The sequence below is a fragment of the uncultured Sulfitobacter sp. genome (assembly GCF_947502895.1).
Lineage (GTDB): Bacteria > Pseudomonadota > Alphaproteobacteria > Rhodobacterales > Rhodobacteraceae > Sulfitobacter.
On record NZ_CANNBM010000002.1, the window covers coordinates 278,947 to 294,562 of the forward strand.

Genomic DNA, 15,616 nt, shown 5'->3' on the forward strand with positions numbered 1-15,616 from the left:
GGGAGGTGACTGGAGTCTGGTGACTTCCCTGGTCTTCAAAACCATGGACGCGCTTTAACGCGTGTGGTGGGTTCGATTCCCATCCACCTCCGCCAAGATTTATGCGACAGCACTGGACATTACCCCACGACACTTTGCACACTAACCCTAGCACGGGAGGGCAAAGCGATGGGCGACAAACAGCCAAAATTCACACTCAACGATATGGCAGGTGCGCCGCATACCTATCCGCACCCGCGCCCCAGCCTGATTTGCTTTGTCAAACAAGACTGTGAAACCTGCAATACCGCCGCCCCTGTGCTGGAGGCGCTGCACCGTGCCTACGGCGCCTATGCAGATGTGGTCCTGATATCGCAGTCGGGCGAGAAAACCCGCGGGTTTATTGAGGAACACGCGCTCACCATGCCGGTGCTTGACGATCGCAGCTGCGGGACAGCCTTTGCATGGGACATTGAAAGCGTGCCATCGGTGTTCTGGATTGACGCAGCAGGCGTAACCGTTGCTGCTTTTGAGGGATTTGTCCGCAAGGATTGGGAAACACTCGCTGCCGACATGAGCGTGGCGACGGACCAGCCCATAGCCCAGATCGACTGGGAGAGCCTGCCAGCATGGCGCCCCGGATGTGGCTCAAAACACCTTGACCCGACAGTGTTCGACAAACTGCGCGCCGAAGCCGATGACAGCCCGATCCGCGCACGCCGCATCGACATCGCACAAAGCGACGATGTGGCAGAATTCATGTTCGATCAGGGGTTTTCTGACGGCCTGCCCTTGGTGCCGCCGACACCCGAACGCGTGATGCGGATGTTGGGCGGTACACACCGCGCGCCGCAAGACATAATCGCGACCGTGCCACCCAATATGGGTATCGCAACGGTAGAAAAGATCGCCATCAATGCCGTGATGGCAGGCTGCAAGCCCGAGTATATGCCCGTGATCATCGCAGCAGTTGAGGCGGTCTGTACCGATACCTTCAACATCCACGGCGTGACGGCCACCACTATGGGTGCCTCTCCCGTGATGGTGATCAACGGCCCGATCCGGCACAAGCTGGGTATGAACATGAAGTTGGGCGCATTGGGCGCAGGCAACCGCGCCAACGCCACCATCGGGCGCGCGCTGCGCCTTGTCGTGCGCAATGTGGGCGGGGCCAGCACGGGCGGCGTAGAACGCTCAACCCACGGCAACCCGATGAAATACACCATGTGCTTTGCCGAATGGGAAGAACGCTCTCCCTGGGAGCCACTGCATGTCGAGCGCGGGTTTGACGCCGAGGATTCCGTTGTCACTGTTTTTGCCATGACAGGCGGGCCTGTGTTGATCGTCGATCAGACCTCGCGCGCGCCCGACCAGATCGCAGGGTCACTGGGGCTCGGGCTGGAGGGGGTGTTCCTGCCAAAGCTGCGCAATCTGCCCGTTGATGCGCTGTTGGTAGTCTGCCCCGAACACCTTGATACAATGACCCGCGAGGGCGACTATTCCAAAACCCGCCTGCGCGAACAGATCCAGAATGTGACCACCCGCCCCCTGAGCGATATGGTGATGGATGAAAACTGCGGCGCGGGCATCGCGCCAGAGGTTGCCGCCAATATGAGCGCAGACGCCTTGGCCAAGCCTGTGCCGAAATTCGCCAGCACCGATTACATCCACGTTGTTGTGGCAGGATCGGACGCTGGCAAATTTTCGTCTGCGTTTCACGGATGGGCGACAGGTCAGACCGGATCGCTCTCTGTTTCCAAAAAAATCGATCTGGGCTAGGCTGCCCCCAACCAAGCGGAGGAACTCTATGATTACAATTCTGGATCCCACTGACGAACGCGTCCCCGTCGAGCGACAGATCACGCCGCGTAGCGGTAGCCTGTCAGGTACCATCGGCCTGCTGGATATCAGCAAACCGCGCGGCAACGTGATGCTGGACGAGCTGGAGCGTTTGCTAAAGCAAAAAGCGCCCGATGTGACGGTGAAGCGATTTGCCAAGCCCACCTTCGCCAAGCCTTGCCCCGACGCCTTGCGCGCCGAGATACGCGATGCTTGCGATTTTGTCGTTGAAGGCTTGGCCGACTGAGGATCATGTACCACGTGCAGTATGCACGATACATTCTGGTTTGAAACCCAATCGATCCCCGCAGTCGCAGTAGCCTCAAGCGAGTTTGGCGAAGCCGCCATTAGCCAGCGCGGCGCGCTGGGTATGGAAGGCGCACGCTATGTGCTTGTGCCGCATCCTATTCAGGATGCTACCGATGACGAAATGCGCGCCAAGGCGGCGTTGGCCCTCGGGCAGATCATCGCCGCGCTGACAGAGAACTAGGGCGCTTGCCCGATGGCTGCCCTGCGCACAGACGCGGGGCAGCCCTAGACGTACCTTGCTCGCAAAATTGTGCTCAGACAGGCTTGGACATTTGCCTGATCGCAGGGCAAAGATGCGCCATGCTAGATATTCCACAGCCATCCTGTTGCCGCGCATGCTGAACGATGTCCCACTCACCCGTGATCTTGTCTTTGTCGGCGGGGGCCACGCCCATGCGCTGGTGCTGCGCCGTTGGGGGATGAAGCCGCTTGCGGGTGCGCGCCTGACCCTTATCAACCCTGGTCCGACAGCGCCTTATACAGGCATGCTCCCCGGTCATATCGCAGGTCATTACAGCCGTGATACGCTGGAAATTGATCTGGTGCGCCTCGCCCGCTTTGCAGGTGCGCGCCTGATCCTGAGCCATGCAACCGCGATCGACCGCACGCAAAAGCTGATCCATGTCGAGGGGCGCCGGCCTGTGGCCTATGACGTCGCCTCGATTGATGTTGGCATCACAGCACGCATGGATATTGAGGGGTTTGATGCACATGCCGTGGGGGCCAAACCACTGGATGTCTACGCTGCGCGCTGGCGCGATTTTTTGACACAGGTGCAGACAGGGCAAAAACAGCCACACATCGCCGTGATCGGCGGCGGCGTGGCGGGATGCGAACTCGCAATGGCGATGGCCCATGCAGTGCAGACCAATGGCGCGGCACCACAGATCACAGTGATCGAGGCGGGCCCCAAGATTTCAGGCATGGGGCCCGCGGCCCGTGCAAAGCTGATGCGCGCTATGAAAGAGCTGGGCATTACCTGCCAGTTTAATGCTACCGTGCAGCGTATCGAGGCGGACGCCGTTATCCTGAAAGGCGCGGACCCTGTAGCAGCAGCACTTTGCGTCGGCGCAGCAGGTGCATTTCCCCACCGCTGGATCGGCCAAACCGACCTGCCGCAAGAAACCGGCTTTGTCGTCGTCGATCCCGATCTGCGCGTTCGCGGCGATGCGGATTTGTTTGCCGTGGGCGACTGTGCGCATATGCCTTTTGCGCCGCGCCCGAAGGCGGGTGTTTTTGCCGTGCGTGCCGCGCCTGTTCTTTATCACAACCTACGCGCCGTTGTGTCGGGACGCCCTACCAAACCGTTTCACCCGCAAAAATCCTACCTGAAGCTAATCTCGTTGGGGGGCAAATCGGCCATGGCCGAGAAATGGGGTTTTGCACCCGCAGCCCCCCTTCTTTGGCAGTGGAAAGACCGCATCGACCGCGCCTTTATGGCCAAGCTGGACAAACTGCCTGCGATGGCTGTGCCAAAATTGCCTGTTGTTCGTGCAAAAGGCGCCGAGGAAGATTCAAACAACATCCCGCTTTGTGGTGGCTGCGGTGCAAAAGTCGGTGGTGGTGTGCTGCGCAGTGCACTTGATCTGCGCCCCGTGCATGTCCGCGACGATGTCATCACCGCGCCCGGGGATGACGCTGCGATCCTGCGTCAGGCGGGCGGCGGATTTCAGGTAATCAGTACCGATCATCTGCGCGCCTTCATTGACGATCCGGTACAGATGACCCGCATTGCGGCTGTACATGCGCTGGGGGATATCTGGGCCATGGGGGCCGCACCGCAAACCGCACTGAGCAGTATCATTCTGCCGCGCATGTCGCCTGCCTTGCAACAGCGCACCCTGCGCGAAATCAGCGAAACCGCCGCAGAGGTATTCGGCCAAGCAGGTGCAGCTGTGGTTGGCGGTCATACGACTATGGGCGCAGAAATGACCATCGGATTTACCGTGACAGGCCTGCGCGCTGCCATGCCCCTTACAGTATCAGGTGCGCAGGATGGGGATGCTCTGCTTTTGACACGGCCCATTGGTTCGGGTGTGATACTGGCTGCGCATATGGCAGGCAAGGTCGCGGCCGATGTCGTCACCGAGGCGCTGAGCATCATGCAACAACCGCAGAGCATTGCCGCCCAAGCCCTGTCTCAAGCACATGCAATGACAGATGTAACGGGCTTTGGCTTGGTCGGGCATGTGCAGGCAATCTGCACAGCATCGGGCCTTCAAGCGCAGATCAGACGAGACGCCGTGCCCGTGTATGCGGGCGCACGCGCTCTGTCAGACAGCGGCATTGCATCCTCTTTGCTGGAGGCCAACTTGGCCGATGCGCCCTATACGGGGCTTGCCGATCCGCTGCTTCACGATCCGCAAACCGCAGGTGGGTTATTGGCGGCACTGCCACGCGATGCAGCTTTGCACGTACAAGAACGCCTGCAGGCTCAAGGTCTCTGCGCTGCAATTATCGGAGAGCTGACGAAAGGCTCTGATCCCGTGCGGGTTATCTAAACCCTTCGATTAGGTCCCGCGCCGTGCGCCCAAGCGTTTGAGCATCAAGTGACTGAAGCGTGATATGTTGCTGCGCAGGCGCGGCGCGGGCTTGTGATTTTTTATAGCGCGGATCGTAGTGTACCTGCATTAACTGTGCCGCCAGTTCTTGCCACGCGCCACGATGCGCAAGCGCGTGCCATTCCTCCAGAACTGTTGCGGCATGATACGGCCGCAACTGGGTGATCAGCGCCATCAAGGTTTCGGTATCATGGGTGAGATCGGCATATTCCGTGGCCAGAAATGCTGCACGTGCCGCCAAAGGCGCGCTCACCTCTATCCGCGGTGCTGCATGCATGGCCGCCCAGATCGCCGGCGGGATCATCCGCGCGCCGATCTTGCTGCTTTCGCCCTCGACCCACGTGATGCGGGCGGGGTCAAGCTGGGCCAGCGCAGCTGCAAGGCGGGATTCGAACATTTTTTGTGAGGGTTGTTGCTGTGCGAGCCCGCCAAACAAAGATCCACGGTGCGCTGCTAACCCTTCCAGATCAAGAACCTGCGCCCCTGCTGATTGCAGATGGTACAAAAGCGCCGTTTTGGCTGTGCCAGTCCCGCCATCGATGACGCAAATGCGGTGCGGCAGGTCCGTATCATAGAGCATCGCGGTGATCTGTCGGCGGTAACTGCGATAGCCCCCTTCGATCAGATGTACCCGCCAGCCTACCTGATCCAGTATCGTCGCAAACGCGCCCGAGCGTTGGCCACCGCGCCAGCAATAGATCAGCGGCTGCCAGTCGCCCTGCTTGTCAGCCAAAGGCCCCTGCAAATGACGCGCCGCGTTGGCCGCAACCAGCGCTGCACCTATCTTGCGGGCCAGAAACGCACTTTGCTGTGTATATATCGTACCAACCTGCGCGCGCTCTGCATCACTGAGCACGGGCAGATTTATTGCTCCTTCGATGTGATCTTGGGCGAATTCGGAAGGTGCGCGCACATCAATAACCGTATCCGCGCCAATGGCCGCAACGCTGGATAGATCGGTCAAACTGTGGCGGATCATGGGCTGGCTCCGGTGGCGGGCAATCGCCTTGCTTGTCATTGATTGCAGCGGGGAGGTCTAGCGCAAAGACACACAATGCCTGCTTTCACCTCAAAGCGCGCACTGGAACACGACTAAGATGACCGGATAGCGCGGACAAAATTGCGTAATCGGCCAACTGACTATTGCGACTCTTGTTGACACTTCAAATCCAAGATTCATATGCTGTTCCACACAGCGGAATACCGTTTCGTCAGAAAACGGACCCCGTAAGACCGGTTTGCCAACGATCATGTGGGCGATACCGAAACATTCTGGGAGGAAACTATGAAATACATCGCTTCTACTTTTGCTGTCTTGAGCATGTCTGCCACAATGGCAATTGCGCAAGATTTCGAACTGCCAAAGCAGCTTAGCTGGACGGCTTATGGCACGGGATCAGCCGGGTATAACCAATCGGTAGCGATTGGTGCCGCATTGCAGGACGCCACGGGCACCAATCTGCGGGTACTACCCGGTAAAAACGACGTATCGCGCACCGAGCCGCTGCGTCAGGGCCGCGTGCAATTTTCCGCGACAGGTGTTGGCGGTAGTTTTATGGCACAAGAAGGCGTCTTTGACTTTGGTGCCGAAAACTGGGGTCCGCAGCCTATTCGCGTGCTGATGGCCAACAATGGCGGTGCGATCAACCTTGCGGTCGGTGTGGCCGGTGATCTTGGCATCGAGACATATGCAGACCTCAAAGGCAAGCGCGTCGCTTATATCGTTGGCGCACCTGCCCTCAACGTTAACACCGAGGCCTATTTGGCCTACGGCGGCCTGACGTGGGATGATGTCGAGCGTGTGGATTTCGGCGGCTTTGGCGCCAGCTGGACAGGTCTGATCGAAGGTCAGGTCGATGCAGCCTTCGCCTCCACCAACTCGGGCAAGACCTATGAGGCCGAAGCAGGCCCGCGCGGTCTGTTCTGGCCCCCGATTGATCCCGCCGATACGGAAGGCTTCAAGCGCCTGACGGACATCGCTCCGTTCTTCCAGCTTAACAAAGCACGGGTCGGTGCCACGATTGACGGCACAGACGGTCATCAGGGCGCAGGCTATGCCTATCCCGTGCTGACGGCGATGGAAGCGACCGAGGCTGATCTGGTCTATAACATGACCAAAGCGATGGTCGAGCTGTTCCCGAAATATGACGGCAACTCACCCGGTATCGGGGGTTGGGCGTTGGACAAGCAGAACATGGAATGGGTTGTACCCTACCATGAAGGTGCGATCCGCTATTACACCGAAGCGGGTGTCTGGACGGATGCAGCGCAGGCGCATAACGACAATCTGGTAGCCCGTCAGGCCGCACTGGCCGCTGCATGGGAAGCGACCAAAGCAACCAACCCCGATGACTGGGTTGCTGCATGGACCGAAGCACGCCGCAAGGCGCTTGCAGACGGCGGTTTCCAGATCACGTTCTGATCCTCACCAAAGCGTACAAACCGGCCGGCGCATGCGTCGGCCGGTTTGCCCTCCACTGTCCTGAACATACCCAGACACGAGTGAGCCCATGACCGATCAAAGCACAAACTCCCCTGATGCAAAGGGTATAGAACAGGTTGCCATTGATGGCGCCACCCCGTCCGAGCGTATCGCAGGGCCTGCCCGCTGGGTGGTGGTAAGCGGCACGCTGTTGTCGCTGGTGCTGGTGATTAACCAATTGTTCAATATACAGCTTTTCGGCATTGTCCTGATCGAAGGTCGATACCTTTATATCCTTGGCGGGATGTTTCTGGCCCTCAGCTTTCTCATTTTTCAAATGCGTGGTGGTAAAGGCGGTGTGCCGTCACTGCTCGACTGGGCACTGTTTGCGCTGGCGCTGGGGTCTACCAGTTATCTGGCGGCCACAGCACAATCCAACCTGTCTCAGGGGTGGGAATACGCCGCACCGCAGATGGCGCAATATATCTCTGTGGTCTTTTTCCTGCTGGTGCTCGAGGCCTGCCGCCGCGCGGGCGGTCTGGTCTTGTTCCTGATCGTGACCTTCTTTGCCTTCTATCCGACGTTTGCAGGTATCGTCCCCGACCCCTTTTCGGGGTTTCAGAGCACGTTCATGCAGACCGTCCCCTACCACATATACTCGGCCGAGAGTTCTTTTGGCATTCCAATGAAGGCTTTTGGCGGGGTTGTGATCGGGTTTATTCTGTTCGGTGCCGTGCTTCAGCGTACCGGCGGCGGACAGTTCTTTAACGATCTGGCACTTGGCCTTGTAGGCGGCTACCGCGGGGGTGCTGCCAAGGTCTCGATATTTGCCAGCGGGTTTATGGGATCAATGTCAGGTTCTGTCATCTCGAACGTACTGACGACGGGTGCTGTGTCGATCCCTGCTATGCGCAAAACCGGCTTTTCCGCGAAAACCGCCGCCGCGACCGAGGCTTGCGCCTCGACTGGCGGGGTTCTGATGCCGCCGATCATGGGGGCCACAGCCTTTATCATGGCCTCCTTTTTGTCACGCCCTTACGTCGAGATTGCGCTTGCTGCGGCCATCCCCAGCATCCTTTTTTATTGGGGCCTGTTCACAGGCATTGACGCCTATGCCGCCAAACGCGGGCTGAAAGGCTTGCCCAAGCCCGATCTGCCCCGCCTAAAGGAAGTAATGATCGAGGGCTGGCCCTATATCTTCGTTTTTGCACTGCTGCTTTATATGATGATCGGATTGCGTCAGGAATCCTCCGCGCCATTCTATGCCACGGCTCTGCTTCTGGTGGTCAATCAGTTCCGCGCACGGTTCCGCCTGAACATGGCAAGGCTTGGCAATATGATCGTGGGCGTGGGTATGGGCCTTGCCGAACTCACGGCAATTCTGCTGGGCGTTGGCCTCATCGTGGGCTCTTTCTCCGCCACAGGCCTAGCAGGTACGCTGGTGAATGAGCTGGTGTTTATGGCCGGTGACAGCACACTTGTACTGCTGCTGATGGGCGCATTGACCGCGTTTATTTTCGGCATGGGTATGACAGTTACGGCCTGTTATATCTTCCTTGCCGTTGTCCTCGCCCCCGCGCTGGAGGCAGGTGGTCTGAACCAGCTCGCGGTGCACCTTTTCATCCTTTACTGGGGAATGGTCAGCTATATCACGCCGCCCGTGGCACTGGGGGCCTTTGCCGCCTCGACCATGGCGGGGTCCAATCCGATTGCAACGGGGTTTGAGGCCATGCGCCTTGGCGGGGTGATCTACATCGCGCCCTTCTTCTTTGTGCTCAACCCTGCCCTGATCGGCCAAGCACCTGCATGGGAAGTCGTCGTGGCGCTAAGCTCTGCGCTGATTGGTGTCGCGATGATCTCGTCTGCGCTGCAAGGCTACATAAGCCTTGTCGGCCCGCTCAGCGGTGCTGCCGGGCTACCCCTGCGGATGTTGCTTTTCTTTGGCGGTTTGCTGATTGCCAAGCCACATACAGAGCTGATCAATCTTGGCTATGGTGCGTCCTTTCTCATTGGTGCGGCGCTGTGCGCCTTGCCGATGCTGGTGGCATGGCGCGCACGGCAAGCGGAGCCCGAGCCCGCATGACACAGTCTATCACAATTGACCCGCCGCTCGGCACCCTGACCCCAACCGAAACGATCGTAGAGCGCCTGCGCACCAACGCGCAGGCCCACCCTGACCAGCTGGCGCTGGTCTGTGACGATACCCGTGTCACATGGGGTGCATTGGATGCACGCTGTAACCGGATCGCCAATCTTCTATTGGAACAGGGGTTGGCGAAGGGAGACAACATCGCCATCCTCTCGGCCAACTCCATCCCCTACGCCGAGTTGTTTTTGGGCATACTGCGCGCAGGTGGCTGTGTCACGCCTTTGTCCTCCATGGCCTCGCCCGAGGCGCTGGAAAGGATGCTGCGCGATTGTGGGGCAAGGGCAATCTTTGTGGCCGAGCAATATCATGGCCTTGTTGCTGAATTCATTACTGATATGCCACTCAGGCGCTACGCTATAGACTTCGAGAATGCCAGTTTCGAGAGCTATGAAGGTGCCATTGCAGCGGCTGCGACAGACGATCCAATGATCCCGCTGACCATGGCGGATGCGTTCAACCTCATCTACTCCTCTGGCACAACAGGCACCCCGAAGGGCATCCTGCACAATCATCTGATGCGCGCTGCACAGATGGAGCGGGTGACGCCCAATGGCTATGATGACAATGCGCGCACGCTGATCTCCACGCCGCTTTACTCCAACACAACAATCGTGGCGTTCATACCCACGCTTTTTGGCGGATCAACAGTACATCTGATGCCCAAATTCGACGCGCGCGGCTATCTTGAGATCGTCGAGCGCGAAGCAATAACCCATACGATGCTGGTACCAGTGCAATATAAACGCATTATGGATGTTCCCGATTTCGATCAGTTCGATCTGTCCTCCATGCGGATCAAATTCTCGACTTCTGCGCCGCTGCGTGCGGATGTCAAAGCCGACGTGCTCGCCCGCTTTCCCGGAAAGCTGGTCGAATATTACGGCCTTACCGAGGGCGGTGGCGTAACCGTGCTGGTCGCGGACGAGCATCCCAGCAAACTGCATACCGTCGGCCAGCTTGCCCCCGGCAATGACATCCGCCTGATTGATACGGATGGAAACGAAGTACCCCAAGGCGACGTGGGCGAGATTTGCGGCCGCGGCCCCACAATGATGGCAGGCTATTATGGCCGCGATGATCTGACCGCCGACTATATCTGGCGCAATGCAGCGGGCGAGGTGTATTTCCGCTCGGGCGATATGGGATCCTTTGATGCTGACGGATTTCTGGTGCTGTCAGACCGTAAGAAAGACATGATTATTTCAGGTGGATTGAACATCTATGCCAACGATCTGGAGCTGGTCTTGCTGGCAGATGCGGACGTGACCGATGCTGCGGTGATCGGTGTGCCGTCCGAGGCTTGGGGCGAAACCCCACTGGGGCTGGTTGTGCTTCGCAAAGATGCGACCCGCAACGCAGATGATATTCTGGCCGAGGCCAACACGCGGCTGGGCAAAAGCCAGCGGCTATCAAGCGTTGAATCGCGCAGTGTCCTGCCGCGCTCAACCATAGGCAAGATCCTGAAGAAAGACCTACGCGCACCCTATTGGGCAAAGGAGAACACGTGAGCGAAGAGACAATGAACGGCGCAGAGAGCCTTGTGCATACCCTGCTGGCCAACGGGATCGAGGTCTGTTTCACCAACCCCGGCACCTCCGAGATGCATTTTGTTGCGGCGCTCGATCACATCGCGGGGATGCGCTCGGTTCTGGTGCTGCACGAGAATGTGGCAACAGGCGCGGCGGACGGATATTACCGCATGGCGGGCACACCAGCCTCGACGCTGCTGCATCTCGGACCTGGTCTGGCGAACGGCCTGTCAAATCTGCACAACGCCAAAAAAGGCGGATCGGGCGTGGTCAATATCATTGGCGAACATGCCTCGACCCACATCGCGCTGGACGCGCCGCTGACATCGGACATCGAAGGGATCGCGCGGCCTGTTTCGCATTGGATCAAAACATCGCCCAGCGCCGAGACTGTCGGGCGCGATGCGGCGCAAGCCGTGCAAGCTGCAATGGTCGCCCCCGGTCAGATCGCCTCGCTGATCCTGCCGTCAGATACGGCATGGAACACAGGCGGAGTGGCGCAAGAGGCCGCAGAAATGCCCGCCGCCGCGCCTTATGACGCAGACCTGCTAGACGCTGCTGCCACAGCACTTGACGGGCCGGAAACACTGCTGCTGCTGGGCGGTGCGGCGCTGAGCGAGGCAAATCTTGAAATCGCAGGGCGGATCGCGGCCAAAACGGGCTGCAAGTTGCTGTCGGAATGGTCAAATGCGCGGTTAGAGCGCGGTGCGGGCCGTGTTTTTGTGGGCCGCGTCCCCTACCCTATTGATATTGCCCTCAAAGTGCTGGAACCATTTAGGCGGATTGTATTGGTAGGCGCGCGTGCGCCTATCGGCTTTTTCGCCTACCCCCACAAACCCGCGATTTTGACGCGTGAAGGCGCGGAGATTATGCCGCTTGCCACGGCGGCAGCCGATCTTTCGGCAACTCTGGCGGCACTGTGCGATGCAACAGGCGCGGCGAGCACACCCCCTGCGCATCTTGCGCAGCCTGATCTGCCAGAGCAGCCCAGCGGCCCCATTGATCTGGACAATCTGGCGGCTGTTATCGCACGCGCCATCCCCGAAGACGGCATTGTTGTTGATGAATCCGTAACCACAGGACGCGCCTTCTCGCCCGCCACCAAAGGCGCGAAACGGCATACATGGCTGAACAACTGTGGCGGCTCGATCGGGTATGCTATGCCAGCAGCGATTGGTGCGGCGATTGCCTGCCCCGATCGCAAGGTGATGTGCCTGACGGGCGACGGATCAGCTATGTACACAAACCAGGCCCTCTGGACTATGGCGCGAGAGAACCTCGACGTGACAGTGCTGGTTTTTGCCAACCAGAGCTATAAAATCCTGCGGGGCGAGCTTACGAATGTTGGTGTGGGCAACCCTGGACCGCGCGCTATTGATATGCTGTCGCTGGACCGCCCGACGTTGGATTGGGTGCAGATGGCACGCTCAATGGGCGTTCAGGCTCAACAAGTCCGCGACTGCAGCGCGCTAGAGGCTGCGCTGGACGAAGGACTAACCGGCAGCGGGCCCCGCCTGATCGAGATCATGCTTTGAGAAAAGGCTTGCCGCTGACGCGCCCACTTGTTGCCGCTGACGCGCCCACTTGGCGCGGTATAGCTTCGATATCCTGTCCGGCGTTCTGTAGGGCGAGGTTCGGGTCCGCGAAGTCATCGCCAGCGTGTAAGCTAGAGCGGGTCGGTGATGTGAACCCTTTGTCATCTGGCCGTGTTTCGTATGATTTGAACGCGTCAGGTATCACAAGACGCGCAACAAAGTTCTGACCAGCGTTGGATGCAGGTACTGACCGATGATCGGAAAAGCAATCTCAGCCACCCGCATCACCACCATGACCTGCATAGCAGCAGGTCTATCACTTCGCAGCCCGACCCTGTTGCCCAAACCTGCTGAATATCGATGCGTCCAGTTCCTTGGCACTCTGTAAGGGACGCGGCGCATGGAGCTAGCGCACGAGGGCGGATTTTGTCCTAAAGGCGCAAACAGAGACTGAAGGTGATGGTTGAAAGCATCGGGCCGTTGAGCAACGATGGTCTCCAATGCAAAAGCGCAATTTGGCACATCGGGCGTAAAGATCTCAATCGTGGCGTCAGGCCAATGTAATCTACAGCGCGCATGGTTCGCGTAAAACTGCCCTCTCCATTTGATCAACACAAGTGATCACAACATTGTTCAACCCGAACTTTTTACGGCATAGGAAACACGCCCTGCTGGTCGGGTCGGCCTGTGGCGATGGTGCAGAACATGCACCCATAGGTACAACGCTCCCCCATGATCGTCGTCATGGCAATTCCTCGGGACCAACAGTCGCCCGCATCGAAGCACCGCACATCTTCGCAACCAGTAACAAGGCCAGTGTTGCAGAGGCCGACATGATGGTCGCTGCGCTTGTGATCCCCAGCAAGGGTCATCCCGTGTCCATCCACCGTTCGCGTGACCGCGGGTTTTGCGATTTGTGTACGCACGGTCGCTATGTGACTTCAGCAGGCCTTCGATACAGAGGTTTATAAGCGCACCACTCGGCAGCGGTTACAGAATTTCAAACCACTGCATGCGATTGCTCTTGCCCAGCTGAACCCAAGCGCAGTTCCGGACCCGGCCTCGTTCCAGATTCATCTGGAGGAACCCTGTCGCAAATGACTGATGTATCACTATTTTCTCATTCTCTCAAACTTAGAGCTGCGAGAGAGCTATCTCTATGATTCATAGTTACAAAGCTGGCTATTTATTTTACCACTTACCCGCATTAGGTTGGATTATCTAAAGAACCCAACGTGAATAACGAGATCAATTGTCGCGCAGTTCGCCCGCCTGAAGGATAAACCGTCCATGACAACATCTGTTTTCAACCCTATCGGTCACACATCGGTCGTCGATTCAATTGTGGCGCAGGTTGAGCGGTTGATCCTTGAGGGGATATTGCGCGATGGGGCCCGCCTGCCCTCTGAGCGGCAACTCGCAGAGCAGATGAACGTATCGCGCCCCAAAGTGCGCGAAGCGCTCAAGCATCTGGAGGACAGCGATCTGATCATTGTACGTCATGGCGAGGGTACTTTCGTAGCTCCCCTTATCGGCTCCGCCATGTCGCCCGCCCTTATCGCTCTTTATGCGCGGCACAAGGATGCGTTTCTGGATTACCTGGAGTTCCGTTCAGAGCAAGAAGCCTTTGCAGCACGCCTTGCAGCTGAGCGGGCAACACCAGCCGACAAAGAGATACTGCAGCGGATTATGGATGATCTCGACAACGCGCATGAGAGCGGCAATGCAGATGCATCCCGTGAGGCTGATATCAGGTTCCATTCCGCCATCATTGACGCAAGCCATAACTCGCTTTTGGTGCACACGATGGCGTCGATTTACGCGCTCACCCAGCAGAACCTGTTCTATAACCGCTCGTTTCTAGGCTCGCTCGATCATTCCGGTGAGAAGCTGATGGCGCAACACCGCGAAATCTATGAGGCTATCCTGCGCGGTGATGCAGATCATGCGACCCGAGCTGCGCAAGATCATATCGACTTTGTGCGCAGATCGTATCTGGAAGATCAGACACGCACCCAGCGCGATCAGATTTCCAACCGCAGGCTGGCGTTGATGTAAACGCACCATAAATGACGCAGGGACCAAGGCAAGGCCGGACACTAGACGGCGCGTTCTGGGACAGTGCATGCGACCGCTCGTCTGCGATCAAACGAGTGGTTTGGGGTACGCAAGAAAGGCGATAATTTAGTCGACATTCGTGCAAGCTTGCAGTGCTTTCACCAAAAAACTTGAGACTTCTTCCGCAAAGTCTTTTTGAAACGCGTCACGATCAAAGGCGGCGACATCTTGGGTCAGTTCTGATGGCAAGACCCATTTTAACCGCCAAGGGAATGGTGCAAGGAATGAATAGTGTTGCGCGCCTTTCACAACAATCTCCGCCGTGATCTCGACACCCTGTCGCAGGTTTAGCTGTGCGACGACCCGACTTGCGTGCGCCTGTGCGGATAGAACGTTTTCAAATTCAGGGCGCCATAGCTGAAGCTGGCGCGCAGGAATAGCGGCAAGTGCCGCGTCAGCGAACGGGATGGCAACGGGGTCGATTATGGATGCAGCACACAGGCGGCTGTCAGCCAGCCCTGTGAGAGGCGTGGGAAATTCCCGTTCAATGTGGGGGCGCAGCGACCCTTCTTGAGAACCGGCAATGGTGCAAAACGGATCGGTGTTCGGCACATCACAATGCGCGGCAATCCGCATCATATCAGGTTGCGCCCCCAAAGCGGCCAACACAGTATATCCCCCAAGAGAAAAGCCAAACGCGCCGATGCGCAGCGCATCTACCCTTGTGCTCCAGAGATCATGCGACACAAGCGCATCGATCACTGCAGTGAGTTGCCGCGGACGGCCCTCCATAACGATCCTGCGGCCAACACCGCTGTTGTCTTTAAAGTTGTCGCGCGGATGCAGTGGCGCGGCGGCAATGATACCCTGTTGCGCCAGTGCAATGGCAACGTTGCGGTGGCCAAGGTCGGACCCTTCGGTGCCGTGCGACAGGACGACAAGAGGGTGCAAACCCACTTGAGGTTCAGCGTCGCGCGCAGCCTCGAATGTGTATGGCCCCAACTTCACCCTGCTTGCAGGCTCACGTGCTGGATACCAGACAGAAACCTGCATTTCGCCCCCCATCGGATCTGGCACTGTCAGACGGGTAAAGCCGACTTCGCCTGCACGCGTCGGTGCCATCCAGAGAAGATTTGCAAGCACCGCAAACGCTACGGCTATAATGGTGGTTTTCATGACGAACTCCCAAAGAAATGATGTCTCCCGAGATGACCCAGTTTGGGCAAACCAAGCGA

Annotated in this window: 11 protein-coding genes and 1 tRNA gene; 9 read left to right on the top strand and 3 right to left on the bottom strand. The window is 58.2% G+C overall.

Features of this window, described 5'->3' with window-relative positions:
- Position 1 precedes the first annotated feature (1 nt).
- The 4 genes from Q0903_RS09410 to selD all read left to right on the top strand — a co-directional run bounded on the left by Q0903_RS09410 (position 2) and on the right by selD (position 4,628).
- Positions 2-95: transfer RNA gene (locus tag Q0903_RS09410), tRNA-Sec, on the top strand.
- 73 nt (positions 96-168) lie between these two features.
- The gene (locus Q0903_RS09415; protein WP_299414824.1) at positions 169-1,758 is read left to right on the top strand and encodes a TlpA disulfide reductase family protein; all 1,590 of its coding nucleotides are present in this window, start codon (positions 169-171) and stop codon (positions 1,756-1,758) included.
- A gap of 28 nt (positions 1,759-1,786) precedes the next feature.
- Positions 1,787-2,308 (top strand): UGSC family (seleno)protein, encoded by a 522-nt coding sequence (locus Q0903_RS09420; protein WP_299414826.1) that lies wholly within the window; start codon positions 1,787-1,789, stop codon positions 2,306-2,308.
- A gap of 112 nt (positions 2,309-2,420) precedes the next feature.
- A complete protein-coding gene (gene selD, locus Q0903_RS09425) occupies positions 2,421-4,628 on the top strand; it encodes a selenide, water dikinase SelD (protein ID WP_299414828.1) in 2,208 nt (735 codons plus the stop codon).
- Here selD and mnmH read toward each other — a convergent pair.
- Complete coding sequence (gene mnmH / locus Q0903_RS09430) at positions 4,621-5,667, bottom strand: tRNA 2-selenouridine(34) synthase MnmH (protein ID WP_299414829.1); 1,047 nt, start codon at positions 5,665-5,667, stop codon at positions 4,621-4,623. The genes selD and mnmH overlap by 8 nt on opposite strands.
- A 306-nt stretch (positions 5,668-5,973) precedes the next feature.
- On the opposite strand from mnmH, the gene Q0903_RS09435 reads away from it, so the two are divergent.
- The 4 genes from Q0903_RS09435 to Q0903_RS09450 all read left to right on the top strand — a co-directional run bounded on the left by Q0903_RS09435 (position 5,974) and on the right by Q0903_RS09450 (position 12,323).
- Positions 5,974-7,110 (top strand): TAXI family TRAP transporter solute-binding subunit, encoded by a 1,137-nt coding sequence (locus Q0903_RS09435; protein ID WP_299414831.1) that lies wholly within the window; start codon positions 5,974-5,976, stop codon positions 7,108-7,110.
- An 88-nt stretch (positions 7,111-7,198) separates the two neighbouring features.
- A complete protein-coding gene (locus tag Q0903_RS09440; protein ID WP_299414832.1) occupies positions 7,199-9,193 on the top strand; it encodes a TRAP transporter fused permease subunit in 1,995 nt (664 codons plus the stop codon).
- Positions 9,190-10,767, top strand: coding sequence for a class I adenylate-forming enzyme family protein (locus Q0903_RS09445; RefSeq protein ID WP_299414834.1), 1,578 nt, complete (start codon positions 9,190-9,192; stop codon positions 10,765-10,767). The genes Q0903_RS09440 and Q0903_RS09445 overlap by 4 nt, the downstream gene beginning before the upstream one ends.
- Positions 10,764-12,323 (top strand): acetolactate synthase large subunit, encoded by a 1,560-nt coding sequence (locus tag Q0903_RS09450; RefSeq protein WP_299414835.1) that lies wholly within the window; start codon positions 10,764-10,766, stop codon positions 12,321-12,323. The genes Q0903_RS09445 and Q0903_RS09450 overlap by 4 nt, the downstream gene beginning before the upstream one ends.
- Before the next feature lie 742 nt (positions 12,324-13,065).
- Here the strand turns inward: Q0903_RS09450 and Q0903_RS09455 are convergent.
- Positions 13,066-13,188: a hypothetical protein gene (locus Q0903_RS09455; protein WP_299414837.1), complete on the bottom strand. Its 123-nt coding sequence runs from the start codon at positions 13,186-13,188 to the stop codon at positions 13,066-13,068.
- A gap of 425 nt (positions 13,189-13,613) precedes the next feature.
- Here Q0903_RS09455 and Q0903_RS09460 point away from each other — a divergent pair, with 425 nt between their 5' ends.
- The gene (locus Q0903_RS09460) at positions 13,614-14,381 is read left to right on the top strand and encodes a FadR/GntR family transcriptional regulator (protein ID WP_299414839.1); all 768 of its coding nucleotides are present in this window, start codon (positions 13,614-13,616) and stop codon (positions 14,379-14,381) included.
- Positions 14,382-14,507: 126 nt separating this feature from the next.
- On the opposite strand, the gene Q0903_RS09465 is transcribed toward Q0903_RS09460, so the two are convergent.
- Positions 14,508-15,557, bottom strand: coding sequence for a hypothetical protein (locus Q0903_RS09465; RefSeq protein ID WP_299414840.1), 1,050 nt, complete (start codon positions 15,555-15,557; stop codon positions 14,508-14,510).
- Between the last annotated feature and the right edge of the window lie 59 nt (positions 15,558-15,616).

What these genes read in the sequence shown, in the direction of transcription:
- Q0903_RS09415 (WP_299414824.1), top strand. Translation starts at nt 169, where the DNA reads ATGGGCGACAAACAGCCAAAATTCACACTCAACGATATGGCAGGTGCG.
- selD (WP_299414828.1), top strand. Translation starts at nt 2,421, where the DNA reads ATGCGCCATGCTAGATATTCCACAGCCATCCTGTTGCCGCGCATGCTG.
- mnmH (WP_299414829.1), bottom strand. Translation starts at nt 5,667, where the DNA reads ATGATCCGCCACAGTTTGACCGATCTATCCAGCGTTGCGGCCATTGGC.
- Q0903_RS09435 (WP_299414831.1), top strand. Translation starts at nt 5,974, where the DNA reads ATGAAATACATCGCTTCTACTTTTGCTGTCTTGAGCATGTCTGCCACA.
- Q0903_RS09440 (WP_299414832.1), top strand. Translation starts at nt 7,199, where the DNA reads ATGACCGATCAAAGCACAAACTCCCCTGATGCAAAGGGTATAGAACAG.
- Q0903_RS09445 (WP_299414834.1), top strand. Translation starts at nt 9,190, where the DNA reads ATGACACAGTCTATCACAATTGACCCGCCGCTCGGCACCCTGACCCCA.
- Q0903_RS09460 (WP_299414839.1), top strand. Translation starts at nt 13,614, where the DNA reads ATGACAACATCTGTTTTCAACCCTATCGGTCACACATCGGTCGTCGAT.
- Q0903_RS09465 (WP_299414840.1), bottom strand. Translation starts at nt 15,557, where the DNA reads ATGAAAACCACCATTATAGCCGTAGCGTTTGCGGTGCTTGCAAATCTT.